Source organism: Streptomyces sp. L500 (genome assembly GCF_054551825.1).
Window position 1 is genome coordinate 1 of record NZ_JBTOLC010000057.1, and the last position, 13,889, is coordinate 13,889.

The window sequence follows — 13,889 nt, forward strand, 5'->3', positions numbered from 1 at the left end:
CTCATCTGCTACCGCAGACTCACCAAATGAGATGACTTCTGAACATTCACTGAAGCCAATCGCACTGACAACAGGCCCCACGCGCCCCTCTCTCTGGGGACAGACCAGAAGATGCTGCAGCGATGGAGGGGGCGGCAGGGAGCCGGTCAAGTCAACTCGATGTGTTGAACCGGACCAGGGGCGGGATCAGTTTGGGACCACACATCGCGCACGCCATCGAACGCCGCCCTCTCGCCCGATCTCGACAACACTCTCGTGGACCGTACGACGGCCCTGCGGCAGTGGGCCGAAGAGTTCACCCGCGAACGGGGGCTGGGCGACCGCTCGGATCAGCGCGGCCGTCGCCCACGCCCTCGCCACCGCCCGCGGTGTCGGCGATCCCCTCCACCCGCGAGGCGCAGCGCATGCCCGCAGCGATCCTCTCGGACCTCGGCCATCTGCTCAGCATCGCGGCTCGCGGATGGCGAGGGAAGGACGAGATGCACGACACCGCCGCCACGCTCCGCCACGCCGGCCTGCCCGGCGACAAGGACAGGACCGGCATCTCCCTCGACGAGGTCTTCGCCCACCTGCGCATCTCGCCCGACGGGAACCGACGCCGCCTTCTCGCCAGTGGCGCCGCTCCTGCCGGAAGCCGGCTCGCGGGGATGGGGTGACCCTGTCGGCTGTGTCGCCGGCCGCGTCGGTCTCCGCTTCGTGCACCGATCGTCAGGGCAGGCGGGCGTGTTCGGCCCGGCTGGCGGCGATCCGTTCACGCGCGAGCGTGCGGGCCCGCTTGGTGTCGCCGCCGCCGAGGCGGGCGAGGATCGTCGCGAGCGGCCTGATCCGGCCCCGGCCGCCCCAGTGGCCCTCGGGGATCTCGGTGGGGAACACCCAGATCCGGCCGGCGTCACGCGGCCAGGCGCCGTTCTCGGCGTCGAGGATCGCCTCGGTGACCTCGGCGATGACGCTCGCACGCTTGTGCTCGTCGAGCTGGCCCTCGGGGACGGACGGGACGACCTTGTAACGAGGTGCGTCCGCGGGTTCTCCGCCGACGTAGACGCCGGCCGGCCGGTGCAGCCAGAGCCAGGAGACGGATCGGATCACCGGGTCGGCTGGGTCGAATCCCTCGTTGCGGATGAGGATCTCGGTGATGCGGTTCAGCAGCGCCGCCTCGGCGTCCGGCTGGAGCGCGCCGTCGGGAATGTATACGTCGAGCATGGGCATGGCCGACCCCCTTCTGAGTCTATTTATTCAACTCAGGTAGGAGCCTACGAAGGCTGAGTACAGCTTGTAAACCCAGATGGCTACACTCGTCCCATGCAGACGCGGCGAATCGACCCGGTCAACTGCTCGGTGGCGCGCGCCCTCTCGGTGGTGGGGGAGCGCTGGTCGCTGCTGATCGTCCGCGAAGCGCTGGACGGCGCACGCCGGTTCGGGGAGTTCCACTCCCGCCTCGGGATCGCCAGAAATCTCCTGGCGACCCGACTCGACACCCTGGTGACCGCGGGAGTGCTGCGCCGCGTGCCGTATCAGGAGCCCGGGGACCGGCAGCGCTTCGCCTACGAGCTCACCGAGCAGGGCCGGGCGTTGCGGCCCACGCTCGTGGCGCTGCTGGAATGGGGCGACGCCTATCTCGCCGACCCGCAGGGCCCGTCGGTCATCGTCCGGCACCGGCCCGCCGACGATACGAGCCCGTGCGACGAGCCGGTCAGGGTCGTCCTCGAGTGCGCTGCCGGGCACAGCCACCTCGCCCCGGAAGACGTCTGCCGCACGCCCGGGCCGGGCGCGCGCTTCACGGACGGCTCCTGAAATCCCGGGATCGTACGTGCCGGCTCATCACGAGAAACATGATCCAAATCGTGGAACCGACGCGCGAGCCGGCCGCGGGGTAAAAGCTGCCTGACGCGGCACTGGGCGGGGCGTGCCCGGTTTCTTCCTGGCCGCCGTCGGAGTCGCCTGCCTCATGGCCGCGACTGCCGGCGGTCACCTCGCTCTCGGCCTGGTGATGTTCGGGATCCTGGCGGTCTGCAGCCTTGCCTCGGTGCTGCTGGAGCGACGGAGCGAGACCTGTCGGAACCTCACGAGAAGACTCCCGACGAGCCTCCGCTATAGGACACGGAATTGTCCTCTATCGCCGGGTTTGACGAACCTACCGGTCATCACTCGTAACCGGCAGAAGCCTTGTCCGTTCTTGTCTGTTCTTGCCCGTTCCAACCAGGTGGTTGGAACGGTCGGTCCCGGTTTGACTGACCCGGCGGCGAGACGCAGGCTGAATCAAGGAGCGGAGACTCCCATATGTGCACCATGTGCGCACGGTGCGAACGGCAATGGCTCACGGGAAGGCTGCGTGACCATGACTCCACAAACAGACCCGAGTAAGCCGCACGTCGAACACGAGGACAAACCCTGGACCATCAACATCCCCGGGCATCCTCCACGCACTGATTCACCCGAGTATGTGGCGTCCCGTAAGCAGATGCACAAACTCGTGGACGGCTTGGACCACCCGTTCTACGGACCGGAACCGGTCGAGGACCACCACGGCGGCGGCCTCTGGGTGAAGGACGACCAGGGATGGTTCATGGTCCGCAACATGGCCGGCATCGAGTGGTCCGCGCAGTTCTGCGCCGACCCCGCCAAGGTCGACCTGCTGCGCCAGAACGCGCGGCGGCTCTACGCGGCCTTCCCCGACGCCGTCGAGGAACTCGGTATCCGGGAACTGCTGGACACCCCCATCACGGACGCCGACGGCGTCCAGCGATGGACCGATTCCATCTGCAACGCCAGCGTGCCCCTGGCCAAGAAGGACCACAGCGCCGAGCTGCCGACGGGCGGCGGCGTCCACCACTACCCGAGTCCGATCACCGAGATCGGCTTCTTCAAGATGGACGACTTCATCCTGTGGGTCACGGACGACGCGGGCGAACCGGTGGCCGTCGCCCCGATGGACCGACGGGGCTCGGGGGACGGGCGTGTGAACGTCCTGTTCGCGTCCGAACAGTCCCCCCTCCATGCGGAACTGCACAAGGCCCAGGCCAAGGGCCAGGCACTCGTCCTCGACGCCGGCCACGCGGTGGCCCGGGCTGCCTTCGCGCGACAGGCCGCCTGACCTGGCGGTGTCCGGGGCTGCGGTGGCGGCGTCAATGGTGCAAGGCGTACCGGAAAATCAGTGACCGATCGTCAGGCGAAGCCGCGAGCGACCAGGTACACGATGAGAATCAGCGAGGCCAGGGCCAGGGCCAGGGCCAGCGCCGGTGCGGCGGGGAGCTTCGCCGTCCAGGCGAGACCTCCAGAGACGCACACCGCCTCGTTGGGTAGAACACGCATGGGTGGCAGGCGGAGCTCGCGCCGGGCGAGGGCGACGAAGGCCGGCGCCGGCACCGCCGTGTTCAGGCCGGTGCCGAGCAAGGGCACCAAGGAGTCTGCGCAGTCAGCGAGCTCCGGCTCACCGGGCGTCGGTGCCGCCGATCACTGCCTTCTGATCGCTGCTCAGGTAGGTCCATCTCAATCCCCTTGTCACGCAGTACGCGAGGTGAGTGGAGTTGTCCGGGGATTGTTTGCCGCACAGGCTATCCGGACTGTTCAGATCGTCGCCGTCGCGGGGAGCGGGGGCAAGGGTGCGTGCGGGGGGCGGGCGATCTGGAACTGATCTCGTAGCAGGCCCGCGCCGTGTCCTTAGGGGCTCCCTTGTCGGGAGGGACGGGCTTGCAGGTGCCCTGGCCGTGGGGGGCGGGCCGGGCCGTGGCCGGGGCAGCGGCGGCCTGGGAGGTTCCCAGGGCCAGCAGGGCTGCGGTGAGGGTGAGTGCGGCTATCGCCGCCAGCAGTCGTCTGACGCGTTTCAAAGGTGGTCCCCCTTTTCCCGATGGCATGTAAATCCACTCGGGATCGAACCGGCGTAGTGCCAGAATCTTCCACGTTCGTTCTTTGGTCCGTTCGGGCCTCACACCGTCGCCCGTCTTCGACACGGCACTCCCGTCGGTCGGCAGGATGCGTGGGCGCGGTGGCCGTCGCTCCTGACAGGGTACGGCGTGGTCTGTGGGGCGTCATCGCGCCCGGCCAGGGCGTTCAGCTTCAGCAAGGCGACGGCAGCTACGCGTTGAAGTGGGTCAAGGGCTCCGACCGCGGCAGCTACACCACCTGCACCACCTCCACCACCGTCGAGGAAGGCGCGGCGCGCTGCCAGGGCAAGGTCCCCGCCAATAGCGTCATGGCCGGAAGTGGGGTCGCCCGGACCGCCGTTGGGGTCCTGTGGCGGCCCGGGACCCTGAGCCCGTCGTGACGCCGTCGAACCGCTCGAACCGGCGCCGGTGAAGGCCCCGGGGCCGTACGTGAGCCGCTCCCCGGGCCGGAGACGGGTGGTGCCCAGTGGGTGGACGGAGTGGCCGCCGCTACAGGTCAGCGGCCGCCTGGGCGGTGGCCTCCTCGCCTGTGGGGATCGATGCCGAAGCGCCTGGTGTCGCTGCCCGGACCGGGTCGTGTTCCGTTCGGACTCGTGCCCTCCCGTGCGAGGAGATCGAGGCCGAGGGACGTGCACCAGTGCCACATGGCCTTGCCGTCACGCTGCGAGGCGATCAGTCCGGCTTCGCGGAGGACCTTGGCCTGCATCGACGCGGCAGCGGGGCTGACAGCGAGTTCACGGGCGAGGTCGGTGGTGGTGTGCTGCCGGACGAGCAGCCGCAAGGCCTGCGCCCGGGTACTGCCGACAAGGGCGGTCAGCGGGTCCGCGGGGGTTGAGGTCTCCCGGAGAGGCAGTGGCGTGACGGCTGGGTAGATCAGGAGGAGCCGTCCGTCGGGGAGCGGCGCCGGCAAGAGGCGGTCGGCCCAGAACAGGGACGGATGCAAGATGATGCCGCGCCCGCGAAGGGTGAGATCGAGATCGCGGGGGGAGGCCGCTTCCAGGGTCAAGCCGCGCCAGCGGACGGACGGCGCCAGCCCGGTCAGAGCGGCGTGCAGGCCCTGACGGGCAAGGACGCGAGAGCGCCAGGCGGTTTCGGCGTGGAAGCCCGCCTCGATACGGGGCCATGCCTCGGCGATGACACTGGCATGGCCGGTTCGGACCGCCAGTCCGAGGATCTGCCAGGCGCCGCGGTCCCGGTCGGCGAGGTGACGCACCCACGGGGTGAGCGGGCGGTCTATCGCGCACATCCTGCGCAACTCCGCGCGGGCCCAGGCGCGGGGCGTGGACAGGACCTGATCCATGCCTTCTTCCAGATCGCCGCTGGGCGGGTCCAGGAACAGCGGCCCGGCACCCAGCGGGGAGACCAACTGCAATATGGGGTGTGCGGTCCGTGGCAGGGACCGGGCCACGCGCCGCCGCCACGGGCTGAACACCGGGTGCCCGTCCCGACGCTGCAGCATCCCCATGGCCATGACGAGTTCCACCAGCGGCGCCGGCTGGTCGGCGACCGTCACCCTCAAGAGATCCTCTGGAGTGCAGTGAATGCGTAACACACCGGCCTCCTGACGATTCAGCCCTCGCTGAAAGCATCCCGCAGCTCCGCTGGAACGGGGACCCTGTACGCGACAACCAGCAACCGGCCCTCACTGCTGATGTCATCAGCCGCCCGTCCGCCTCGGTCCGACGGACCGCACGTGCACGACGGCGCCACGAGGGCCCCGCGGGGAAGGCGACGGAGGACAAACATGATGTTTCGTCTGCGCAGGATGGCGATGGCCACGGCCTGTACGGCCGCCCTGGCCGGTTCGTTGGCGCTCGGGGCCGGGGTGGCTTTCGCCGGGAACAACGGTCAGCAGATCCATTTCCAGGACAGGCGGCACAAGGTGGCGTCGATCTGGCTGGACGGAAAGAACCAGGACGGCAAGCCCGTGCAGTTCTGCTGGATGACACCGGCGACGGACACCTACATCCGTGACAACTGGTGGGTCGGCAGGATGGAGATCACGGAGTTCAGGAATCGGCATTGCGACCACGAGAACAACGGAGTGGTCGGCTACCTCCACCCGAACGTCCCGCGCATGCAGGACAGCGACTGGTACCTGGTGCACAACTGACCTCAGCGCACTGCCGAGGCCCCGGGGCGAGCCCCCGCGGGCCTCAGCAGTCCGCACCCGGCCGGACGAGCCGCCCGGCTGGACGAGCCACCGGTGCCGGGTGAGCCACCGGTGCAGGACGACGGGCGCCCCGCCCCGTCCCGCAGAGCGCCCGTGGACCCGGACAAGGTCCGTAAGCTCGTACACCTCCACCGCGCCGTGCTGGAGACGATGAGCCTGCACCCACTTCCGTCCTGCTGGTGCGCCAGCCCCTCCGACCGGGTGGCTGCTGAAGGTCGGCCATGGGGACTCGGGGCCTGGTTCTACGATCTTCGATCGCCCTCCTGGTGCGGCCTGAGCCGGGCAAGGGCGTCGTGGGGGCCGGATATCGCGCCGGACTGTCGTCGCAGGGTTGTTACGTCGTGGCGGTGGGTTCGTTGCCCGTCTGGTCGGTGGGCGATCGCATCGTGTCCCCGGTGCAGAAGACGCAGCCTTCCCAGTAAGGCAGGGCGTCCAGGACCCGGTGGCGGACGCACGAGGCCGTGAGGGCCATGTCCGGGGCCGGGAAGACCTCCTCGTCGGCGGGGTGTGGTGGTGGGGTGAAGGCATCGACCGCGGCCCGGTACCGCTGGAGGTAGCCGGATACGTACGGTGGCTCGTAGTTCAGCTCGTCCCAGCGGTGCCGTTCCAGGGCGAGGTCGATCACCCGCAGCACGAAGTCCTCGTTCCGCGCCCGCTCGGCCGGGGTGGCACCCCAGTCGAGGTCGTCCAGGTCGAATCCGACGACCCCGCGTCCCATGACGGTCTGGTCCTGCAGGGCCAGGAGTGCGGCGAACCGGAAGTCCCACGGCCGACGGGCGAGGTCCGATACGGCCAGCCACAGCACGTCGAGGAAGACGGCCGTCCCGCCATTGGACAGGTAGAGGTCGTCACCCGTGCCACCGCTGCCGAAGACGTTGCCCATGACGCCAGCCTAGTTGTCGCCGGCCATGACGTTGGTGACGCTCGTGCGGAGGTGGAGGTGGAGGTGGGGGCGGGGGCGGGAGGCACGACTGAGGAACGTCACGATGGTGGCGGCCTCCTCGGAGCCGCGGCCACCGGCCCACCGTGCGCTCGCTGATCCGCACCCCTGGCCCATCAGCCCCAGGGTGATCCGGCGGGCGGCCACTTGTGGTTCCGACGCGGTTGCTCGAGCTGTTCGACGATCTCGGACGGGGGTCCGGGCCCGTGAGGAGTGCGGGACGCTGGAGCGGTCGAGCAGTTCCGTCTCGCCGTGCCTGTCGTGCCGCTTCTTCCTTGGGCAGGCACGCGCAGGAGACGCCGGCCTCGGCGGCGGCTTGGGTGAACGGCGCGGGTGCGACGGCGTTCGACGAGCCTTCGGCGTTCGACGAGCCTTTGGCGGCCCTCGATGCTCAACGGGGCGTTCGCGCGTCATCGGAGAGCCTCACTGCTTCGCCCGGGCTTGAGCACCCCGCGCGAGGGGAACGCGATCAGCAGCGCGGTGGCGACGAGGAGTCCGCTTGCCCACAGCGGCCCCAGGTCTCCGACCGCGGTGCCGAGGGTGGTCGCGGCGATGAGGGGCCCGGCGGCAGCTCCGACGTTGAGGGCCGCGGTCGCGTAGGAGCCGGCCATGACGGGTGCTCCGGCTGCCTCGTAGAGGACTCGCGCTATCAGCGTGCTGCCCAGTGCGAACGACAGCGCGCCTTGGACGAACACGAGGACGAGCAGAGCGACCGGCCGGGCGGCCAGCACGGCCAGGGTCGGCCAACCGATGAGCAGCAGCGGACCGCCGGCTGCGATGACCAGGCCGGGACGCCTGTCGGACAGCCGTCCGGCGACGGTGACGCCGACGAAGGAACCGGCACCGAAGAGCACCAGGGCGACGGATACCCACAGCTCGCCCAGCCCTGCGGTGTCGGTCACGACGGGGGCGAGGAAGGTGAAGCTCGCGAAAGTGGCCGCGTTCACCAGCGCGCCGAGCAGCATGACCAGGAGCAGCCGCGGACTTTTGAGCTGTGCGAACTCCGCTCGCAGCGGCAGCCCGTCAACAGGGTTCTTCGGCATGCGGCGTGCCGGGATTCCGGTGAGGATGCCGACGGCAGCGGGCAGGCAGAGCGCGGCGACGGCCCAGAACGTGGCCCGCCAGCCGAGTGATGCGCCGAGCACTGAACCCCCGGGGACGCCGGCGATCGTGGCCACCGTCGTGCCCGACAGCAGCACGGCGAGCGCACGTCCCTTCTTGTCGGCGGGGACCAGCGTGGTGGCGGTCGTCAGAGCGACGGCGAGGAACCCGGCGTTCGCGAGCGCGGCGACCATCCGGGTCGCGCACAGGACCGGAAAGCTCGAAGTGACGGCACCCGCCGCGTGGGCTGCCGAGAACACGAGGACGGATCCGAGCAGGCTCGACCGCGCGGGCCAGTGGCGGGCGAGCGCTGCCATGAGCGGGGCACCGAGGACCATGCCGATCGCGAAGGCCGGGGTGAGCACGCCTGCTGCCCCGACGGTGACGCCAAGGTCTGAGGCTATGTCCGGGAGGAGGCCGGCGAGCATGAACTCCGAGGTGCCCATGGCGAAGACCGCCAGGGCAAGCAGGTACAGCGGGAAAGGCATCGAGTGGCTCCGAGGTGAGGAGAAGCACGAGAGGGTCATCTCGTCACCGCGGTCAGCGCCCAAGGGCACACTCGTCCGGCCACGGAACGCGCGGCGGGACGGCGGAGCTGTGAACTCAGTGATTCAGGGGGCTGACGGCGTGACCGTGAGCCCCCACCCTGTCTGACTCAGGACTCGACATGGCCCGCACGCTACCCGACCAATGCCCGCCGAAGCACCCCCATTTCACAGCATCGGCCTGTGCCACCAATCTCATGTCCCGCAACACCTGGCCAGGACGGCCGGCCCCCGAACGCCCGGCGATCGAATCCGATCCGCCTCAAGCACCGGCACTCAGCTCAAGCGCCGTGAGGCGGCCGTCCGCCGCGCCGACATCGGTGGAACGACATCCAGGCGAACCCGGCCCGGTGGACCACCCCCCGGCTTCCATGACCGACCAGGTCGTCTTCGGCTGATTCAGGAGGAGACGGGACGGGGTGCCGGCCGCCGTGGCTACGCCCGGTGCGGCGACCATGAGCACCAGGGCGCTGAACAATTGAAGGACGCGTCTGTACCTCTTGCCCATGCGACTGCCCTTTCCTGACCGAGGAACGGAGCACCCACGGGGTCGGGGCACGCGCACCGTACAACGGTGGCGCGGCTCCTGCGCAGCCGGACTGACAGGGCTTTCCAGCCGATCGGCCGGGCGGTCCAGCACCGTGCGATGGACGGATGCTTTCGGGTGCTCGGCCACGGCCTCTTTCATTTACGGCTCCAACATCGCCATCGCCATTGTCGTTGTGGCCAACAGCGTGGTCGGCCTGGCCCAGGAAGTCGTGCGCCGAACGGGTCGTGGAGGCTCCGCGGGCTTTGAGCGCCCCCGCCGTACGCGTCATGCGTGACGGTGCCGAGCAGGAGATGAACGCAGCGGACGTCGTTCCTGGGGACACCATCGGGCCGCCACGCTGCTGGTGGACGAGTCCTCCCTGACCGGCGAGCCGATGCCTGTTGCCAAGGAACACTCGTCGGCCACGTGACCGAGCGCTGGAGCGGGTGCCGGATCGGGCGTGGTGATGGGCACAGCAGGGGTACCGGGTCCTGGCCGCGGCCAGGACCCTGCCCGTACCGGACGACGGGGAGAGGGCCGCGGCCGGGAATCGCCTCCGCCAAGGACGAGGCCGTCACCGGCGAGGAGACCCAGGGCGGCACCACAGGGGGCCCCAGGACGGTGCGGGCGTTCGCCCGTACGAAGCCGGAGCAGAAGCTCCGCATCGTCGCGTCATGGCCACAGGCCGGGCACGTGGTGGTCATGACATGCGACGGCGTCGACGACGGGTTCGCCCCCGCCCTGCGCCGGGCCGACATGGGCGTGGCCGTGGGCCGACGCGGGATCGAGGTCGCCCGGCAGGTCGCCGGCCTCGTCCTGGCTGGCGACGCCATCGGCACCCCTCGTGGCGGCGGCCGGTGAGGGGCGCCGCGTGTACGTCAACGTACGGTCACGGTCACATCCCGTCAGGTGACGGGGAATCAGTACTGGATGGTGTGGTTGTAGAGGATGTTCCGGGCCTTGGCGCCGGTGTCCAGGCCGTAAGTGGGACGGTCGGTGAGGAAGTACTCGCGGAAGCTGGACTGCCAGGTCTTGGACATCATGGTGTTGCTCCTGGTCCAGCCGCCGTCGACCTGGGACCACAGGTCGAGCAGCGCGGTGGCGACGCGGGCCTCGCAGGCGTCGCCCTGGTCGATGCCGGTGGTGGTGCGGTCGTTGGCGAGGTTCAGTGAGCTGCCGTTGCCCCAGTAGTAGGTGGTGTCGTTGAAGGTGTGGAACGACACCGCGTTGGCGAAGCCCTCGGTCCAGCCGCAGCTGGTGGAGGAAGCGCGGTTGACATAGTGGGGCGAGCAGTTGGTCACGTTCGGCCACCAGCCGTTGTAGAGCTTGCCCATGAGGGCGTGGCCGGCCTCGTGGACGGTCGTGTGCTCGGAGTCGGGGTCGTTGTCCGCGAGGTGGATCTTGTCCTCGCTGGTGGTCCAGTATGTGCCGTCGGTGGAGCCGGGGTACCACTGCACCGTGATCGGGGTGCAGCGGCCGTCGCTCTGACTGCCGGCCCAGCAGTTGGTGGTGGAACCGCGGTTCCACCACAGCTTGTTGAGAGTGTCGAACGCGTGCCAGGCGCGGCTCTGGCCGCTGTTGGCGTACACATTGCCCAGACTGATGCCGCGCGAGACGTTGTCCTGCGAGTACGTGGCGGTGGAGTAGAGGCGACCGTTGCCGTCGACCACTGACCACATCCCGCCGGCCTGGGTCTGGAACTCCACCCAGAGCTTGGCGGTGACGGAGGTGCTCGGCGTGTAGCAGAGGTTGAACCTACCGTCGCCGTTGCCGGTCATCCCCGTGGCGAGCTTCTGCGTACCGCTGTTGGCGGTCGGCTTGCCCCACAGGGTGATGTTGGCGTTGCTGACTGGCTCGTCCCGGTTGGCTTTGCCGTTCCAGCTGCCGCCCTCGGCGGACTGGAAACGGTTGCGGTAGGTGCCACTGACGCAGACCTGGGCGGAGGGGGCGGCCGGCGCGGTGGCGCGCGGGGATGACGGGCCGGAGGCGGCCGGCCCCGGGGCGGGAGCCTTGGGGGTGGCGAGGCGCGGAGGGTGGACGCCGGGCCCGGGGCTCTGGACCGGGGCCGTGTCGGCCTTGGTGACCGACACGCCCTTGGTGGAGGAACCGTTGGCCCTGCCGATGGTGAGCTCCACCGAGTCGTGCCCCGCGCGGCGCGGGTCGGGTCGGTCGACGTCGCTGATGTCCGCCTGGATCTGGGCGGGTCCGGCGGCGACGGCTTCTACCTTGACCTTGACGGTGCGGGTGCCGGGGGTGAGGGCGAGTACCCGGCTGGTGCGCTGGCCGAATGCGTCCGTCGTGGCCGCGGTGAGGCCGGAGTCGTTGCCGCTCATCCGGAGCGCGGGCGGCAGCTGCACCGACAGGCCGGCTCGCTTGACGCTGGTCTGCACCGTGACGTTCACGGTGAGGGTGGCCTGCTCGCCGACGGTGGGCAGGCGGTCGAGGGAAGCGGTGACGCCGAGACAACTGAGCGGCGCCTCGGACTCCTTGCCCGTAGGGGCGATCGTGCAGGTGCCGGACTGAGCCGACGTGCCCGCGGAGGCGGACGGTGCGGCGATCGTCGCCAGGCAGGTGCCGATACCTGCCAGCGCGGCCAGAACGGTGGGTCTCCGGAGTCGTATTCGGGACATGGGCATGCCTTTCTGCGACGTGCGCAACCGTGTCCGGTGCACGTCGGCAGGGCTGAGGGGGGTTGGGTGCTTCGCCGAGGAGTACTGCAACGAACAATCGTTGGCCATGGGTTGACCGTGGGTAACAACGGGCGAAACCCTATACCCACGGCTTGGACATGTCACCGTCTCCGGAGGAGGTTCCGACCGGGGAGGCCGGTCCGGAGGCTCCCTCGACGCCCGCGAGCACAGGGCTCGGCCACCGGCCAAGTCGTGCGTGAGGGCGACGGATTGGTCGGGGCGGCGTGGTCATGGTCCAGACCTGGGGATTACGGGTGGGGCTCTATTGACTTGCCCGGCCGGGCGAACTTCGACGGCCTCCCACCAGGGCCTTGGCTCAACAGAATTGCCGTTACAACCTCTTGCGGCGCGGAGCTCAGTAAGCCCGGCATGAGGGATGTATATGTGCTTCAAGGCTTCGAGGCTCACAGCCGGCAGCGCCGTGTGAATTCGGATGGCCGGGTGGATCCATGGGGGTCAGGAGCGTGGGCGTGGATGAGCCGGTGCCCGCGCGGACGGCGGTGCGACGCAGTGCCCACTACCGGCAATTCCGGGCAGTAGGCAGGCCCCGAAACGTCAGCGTTCCGGGTTCGGCGAGCCCTTCTTTCAGGGATCCGTCCTTGGCGCGAGGGTGGTGAGGGTGGTGGCGATGTGGTCGAGGCGGGTGGGGTCGAGGGAGTAGAGGACGTAGTAGCCGTCGCGGCGGGTGGTGGTGAGTCCTGCCTGGGTGAGCTGGTGGAGGTGGCGGGAGGTCACCGACGGGGAGAGGCCGAGGAGGGTGGCGAGTTCCTGGGTGGTGCGGCCCTGGGCGGAGAGGTGGGTGATGATCTGCAGGCGTGGGGCCGCGGCCAGGGCCCGTAGGGCGGTGAGGGTGTCTTCCTGGCTGGTGGGGCGGGCGGCGGGGGCGAGGGGGAGGGAGGGATAGGTGATCCGCAGGGGCCAGGGAGCATCGCAGGTGACGCGGACGTGGGGCCACACGTAGCGGCTGGCGGTGAAGGTGACCGGGCGGTCACGGGTGACGGCGATGTCGTGGTGGTGGGGGCGGTCGAGCCGGAGGGACCGTCTGGCGGGGTCGATACGGATCTGGGGGACCAGGGTGCGGAGCATCGGGAACAGGCCCTGTCGGGCGATCCGGGTTCCCGCCTGCGCGATCGACTCGTAGAGGGAGGGCTCGACGCGCTCCCACTCTTCGGCGAAGGCGGCGCTCCAGTAGTCCTCCAGGACAGTGAGCGCCTCTTCGAGGACGGGGAGGGGGTCGGTGAGGACGCGGTCCAGCCGTGCCGCCCGGTCGGCGTCGGTCCGCCGGTACTCGGCGAGAACCGCATCGCGGACGGCGGGATCACGGACGAGGTCGTGTCCGGTGCAGCGGGTGGTGTCGACGAGCGTCCGGGCGAGTTCGACCGCAAGCACAGCGGGCGGCAGCGTTCGTACGGCCGAGAGCTGGTCCGCGAAGTCAGCGTCGTGATCACCGGCCCGGCTTTCGAAGAAGGCGGGGACGTAGTCGGCCACCAGGAAGCCGTGCTCGCGCATCCGCCGACGCAGAGCGGCGGGCAGGCGGCGGCACCGCCGTACCCATGGCACGTGCAGTGCGTGGTGTCCGGGGTCGGTGAGCACGTGCCAGGAGTGAACGGCTTCGAGCAGCGGTGAAACGGAGAAGGCGATGTCCTCCTCGGCCGTCTCGGCGAAGCGCATGGTGATCACGATTGCAGGATTTCACAATCAGTTGATCGGACCCCGCTGTGTCGATCAGTCTCAAGGACAGACCGCGCACCGCTTCGCCGCAGGTCACCCACCCTTCGCCGAGCGAAAGCCGCAGGTCTGCCGTGAGTACGTCCGAGCCCTGGCGAGCTGTGCCGGACGCGGACCCGCTCGCCACGGAGGGCCTGGCCGAGGGCGGCATCCCGCCGGTCAGCCACCGGCCCGCCGGTGCCGTGCCTGATCGACACCGCGGTCGCCGATCCGGACCGATCCGGACCGGTCCGTCCACCGGTCCGTCCACCGGTCCGTCCACCGCGGCGCTGGATCCGCTGACCGCACCCTCCCGATCGACT

Annotated in this window: 13 protein-coding genes; 6 read left to right on the forward strand and 7 right to left on the reverse strand. The window is 69.6% G+C overall.

The window, feature by feature from the left end; translation table 11 throughout:
- Positions 1–404: 404 nt before the first annotated feature.
- Positions 405–656 carry a hypothetical protein gene (locus ACX9I7_RS29455; RefSeq protein WP_459389046.1) on the forward strand — a complete coding sequence of 84 codons (252 nt, stop codon included), beginning with the start codon at positions 405–407 and terminating at the stop codon, positions 654–656.
- Positions 657–708: 52 nt separating this feature from the next.
- On the opposite strand, the gene ACX9I7_RS29460 is transcribed toward ACX9I7_RS29455, so the two are convergent.
- Positions 709–1,200 (reverse strand): tautomerase family protein, encoded by a 492-nt coding sequence (locus tag ACX9I7_RS29460; protein ID WP_459389047.1) that lies wholly within the window; start codon positions 1,198–1,200, stop codon positions 709–711.
- A gap of 99 nt (positions 1,201–1,299) precedes the next feature.
- Here ACX9I7_RS29460 and ACX9I7_RS29465 point away from each other — a divergent pair, with 99 nt between their 5' ends.
- Entirely contained in the window at positions 1,300–1,791 is a 492-nt protein-coding gene (locus ACX9I7_RS29465; RefSeq protein WP_387570410.1) for a winged helix-turn-helix transcriptional regulator, read from the forward strand.
- A gap of 544 nt (positions 1,792–2,335) precedes the next feature.
- Positions 2,336–3,091, forward strand: coding sequence for a DUF6424 family protein (locus tag ACX9I7_RS29470; RefSeq protein ID WP_387570413.1), 756 nt, complete (start codon positions 2,336–2,338; stop codon positions 3,089–3,091).
- 71 nt (positions 3,092–3,162) lie between these two features.
- Here the strand turns inward: ACX9I7_RS29470 and ACX9I7_RS29475 are convergent, their stop codons facing one another.
- Complete coding sequence (locus tag ACX9I7_RS29475) at positions 3,163–3,396, reverse strand: hypothetical protein (RefSeq protein ID WP_459389048.1); 234 nt, start codon at positions 3,394–3,396, stop codon at positions 3,163–3,165.
- A gap of 586 nt (positions 3,397–3,982) precedes the next feature.
- On the opposite strand from ACX9I7_RS29475, the gene ACX9I7_RS29480 reads away from it, so the two are divergent.
- A complete protein-coding gene (locus tag ACX9I7_RS29480; protein WP_459389049.1) occupies positions 3,983–4,261 on the forward strand; it encodes a hypothetical protein in 279 nt (92 codons plus the stop codon).
- Positions 4,262–4,377: 116 nt separating this feature from the next.
- On the opposite strand, the gene ACX9I7_RS29485 is transcribed toward ACX9I7_RS29480, so the two are convergent.
- The gene (locus tag ACX9I7_RS29485; protein WP_387570419.1) at positions 4,378–5,394 is read right to left on the reverse strand and encodes an ArsR/SmtB family transcription factor; all 1,017 of its coding nucleotides are present in this window, start codon (positions 5,392–5,394) and stop codon (positions 4,378–4,380) included.
- A 231-nt stretch (positions 5,395–5,625) separates the two neighbouring features.
- Between ACX9I7_RS29485 and ACX9I7_RS29490 the strand changes: the two genes are divergently transcribed.
- The gene (locus tag ACX9I7_RS29490; protein WP_358629169.1) at positions 5,626–5,994 is read left to right on the forward strand and encodes a hypothetical protein; all 369 of its coding nucleotides are present in this window, start codon (positions 5,626–5,628) and stop codon (positions 5,992–5,994) included.
- 394 nt (positions 5,995–6,388) lie between these two features.
- Here ACX9I7_RS29490 and ACX9I7_RS29495 read toward each other — a convergent pair whose 3' ends face one another.
- Both ACX9I7_RS29495 and ACX9I7_RS29500 read right to left on the reverse strand, forming a co-directional pair.
- Entirely contained in the window at positions 6,389–6,937 is a 549-nt protein-coding gene (locus ACX9I7_RS29495) for a hypothetical protein (RefSeq protein ID WP_387570422.1), read from the reverse strand.
- 467 nt (positions 6,938–7,404) lie between these two features.
- Complete coding sequence (locus ACX9I7_RS29500) at positions 7,405–8,583, reverse strand: Cmx/CmrA family chloramphenicol efflux MFS transporter (protein WP_387570427.1); 1,179 nt, start codon at positions 8,581–8,583, stop codon at positions 7,405–7,407.
- 1,207 nt (positions 8,584–9,790) lie between these two features.
- Here ACX9I7_RS29500 and ACX9I7_RS29505 point away from each other — a divergent pair.
- The gene (locus ACX9I7_RS29505; RefSeq protein WP_459389050.1) at positions 9,791–10,030 is read left to right on the forward strand and encodes a hypothetical protein; all 240 of its coding nucleotides are present in this window, start codon (positions 9,791–9,793) and stop codon (positions 10,028–10,030) included.
- 59 nt (positions 10,031–10,089) lie between these two features.
- On the opposite strand, the gene ACX9I7_RS29510 is transcribed toward ACX9I7_RS29505, so the two are convergent.
- Positions 10,090–11,799 carry a mycolysin gene (locus tag ACX9I7_RS29510; RefSeq protein WP_459389051.1) on the reverse strand — a complete coding sequence of 570 codons (1,710 nt, stop codon included), beginning with the start codon at positions 11,797–11,799 and terminating at the stop codon, positions 10,090–10,092.
- Positions 11,800–12,444: 645 nt separating this feature from the next.
- Positions 12,445–13,530 carry an ArsR/SmtB family transcription factor gene (locus ACX9I7_RS29515; RefSeq protein WP_459389059.1) on the reverse strand — a complete coding sequence of 362 codons (1,086 nt, stop codon included), beginning with the start codon at positions 13,528–13,530 and terminating at the stop codon, positions 12,445–12,447.
- Positions 13,531–13,889 lie beyond the last annotated feature (359 nt).

Excerpts from the sequence above, each read along its gene's own strand:
- ACX9I7_RS29455 (WP_459389046.1), top strand. The coding sequence starts at position 405 with ATGCCCGCAGCGATCCTCTCGGACCTCGGCCATCTGCTCAGCATCGCG.
- ACX9I7_RS29460 (WP_459389047.1), bottom strand. The coding sequence starts at position 1,200 with ATGCTCGACGTATACATTCCCGACGGCGCGCTCCAGCCGGACGCCGAG.
- ACX9I7_RS29465 (WP_387570410.1), top strand. The coding sequence starts at position 1,300 with ATGCAGACGCGGCGAATCGACCCGGTCAACTGCTCGGTGGCGCGCGCC.
- ACX9I7_RS29470 (WP_387570413.1), top strand. The coding sequence starts at position 2,336 with ATGACTCCACAAACAGACCCGAGTAAGCCGCACGTCGAACACGAGGAC.
- ACX9I7_RS29490 (WP_358629169.1), top strand. The coding sequence starts at position 5,626 with ATGATGTTTCGTCTGCGCAGGATGGCGATGGCCACGGCCTGTACGGCC.
- ACX9I7_RS29495 (WP_387570422.1), bottom strand. The coding sequence starts at position 6,937 with ATGGGCAACGTCTTCGGCAGCGGTGGCACGGGTGACGACCTCTACCTG.
- ACX9I7_RS29500 (WP_387570427.1), bottom strand. The coding sequence starts at position 8,583 with ATGCCTTTCCCGCTGTACCTGCTTGCCCTGGCGGTCTTCGCCATGGGC.
- ACX9I7_RS29510 (WP_459389051.1), bottom strand. The coding sequence starts at position 11,799 with ATGTCCCGAATACGACTCCGGAGACCCACCGTTCTGGCCGCGCTGGCA.
- ACX9I7_RS29515 (WP_459389059.1), bottom strand. The coding sequence starts at position 13,530 with ATGCGCTTCGCCGAGACGGCCGAGGAGGACATCGCCTTCTCCGTTTCA.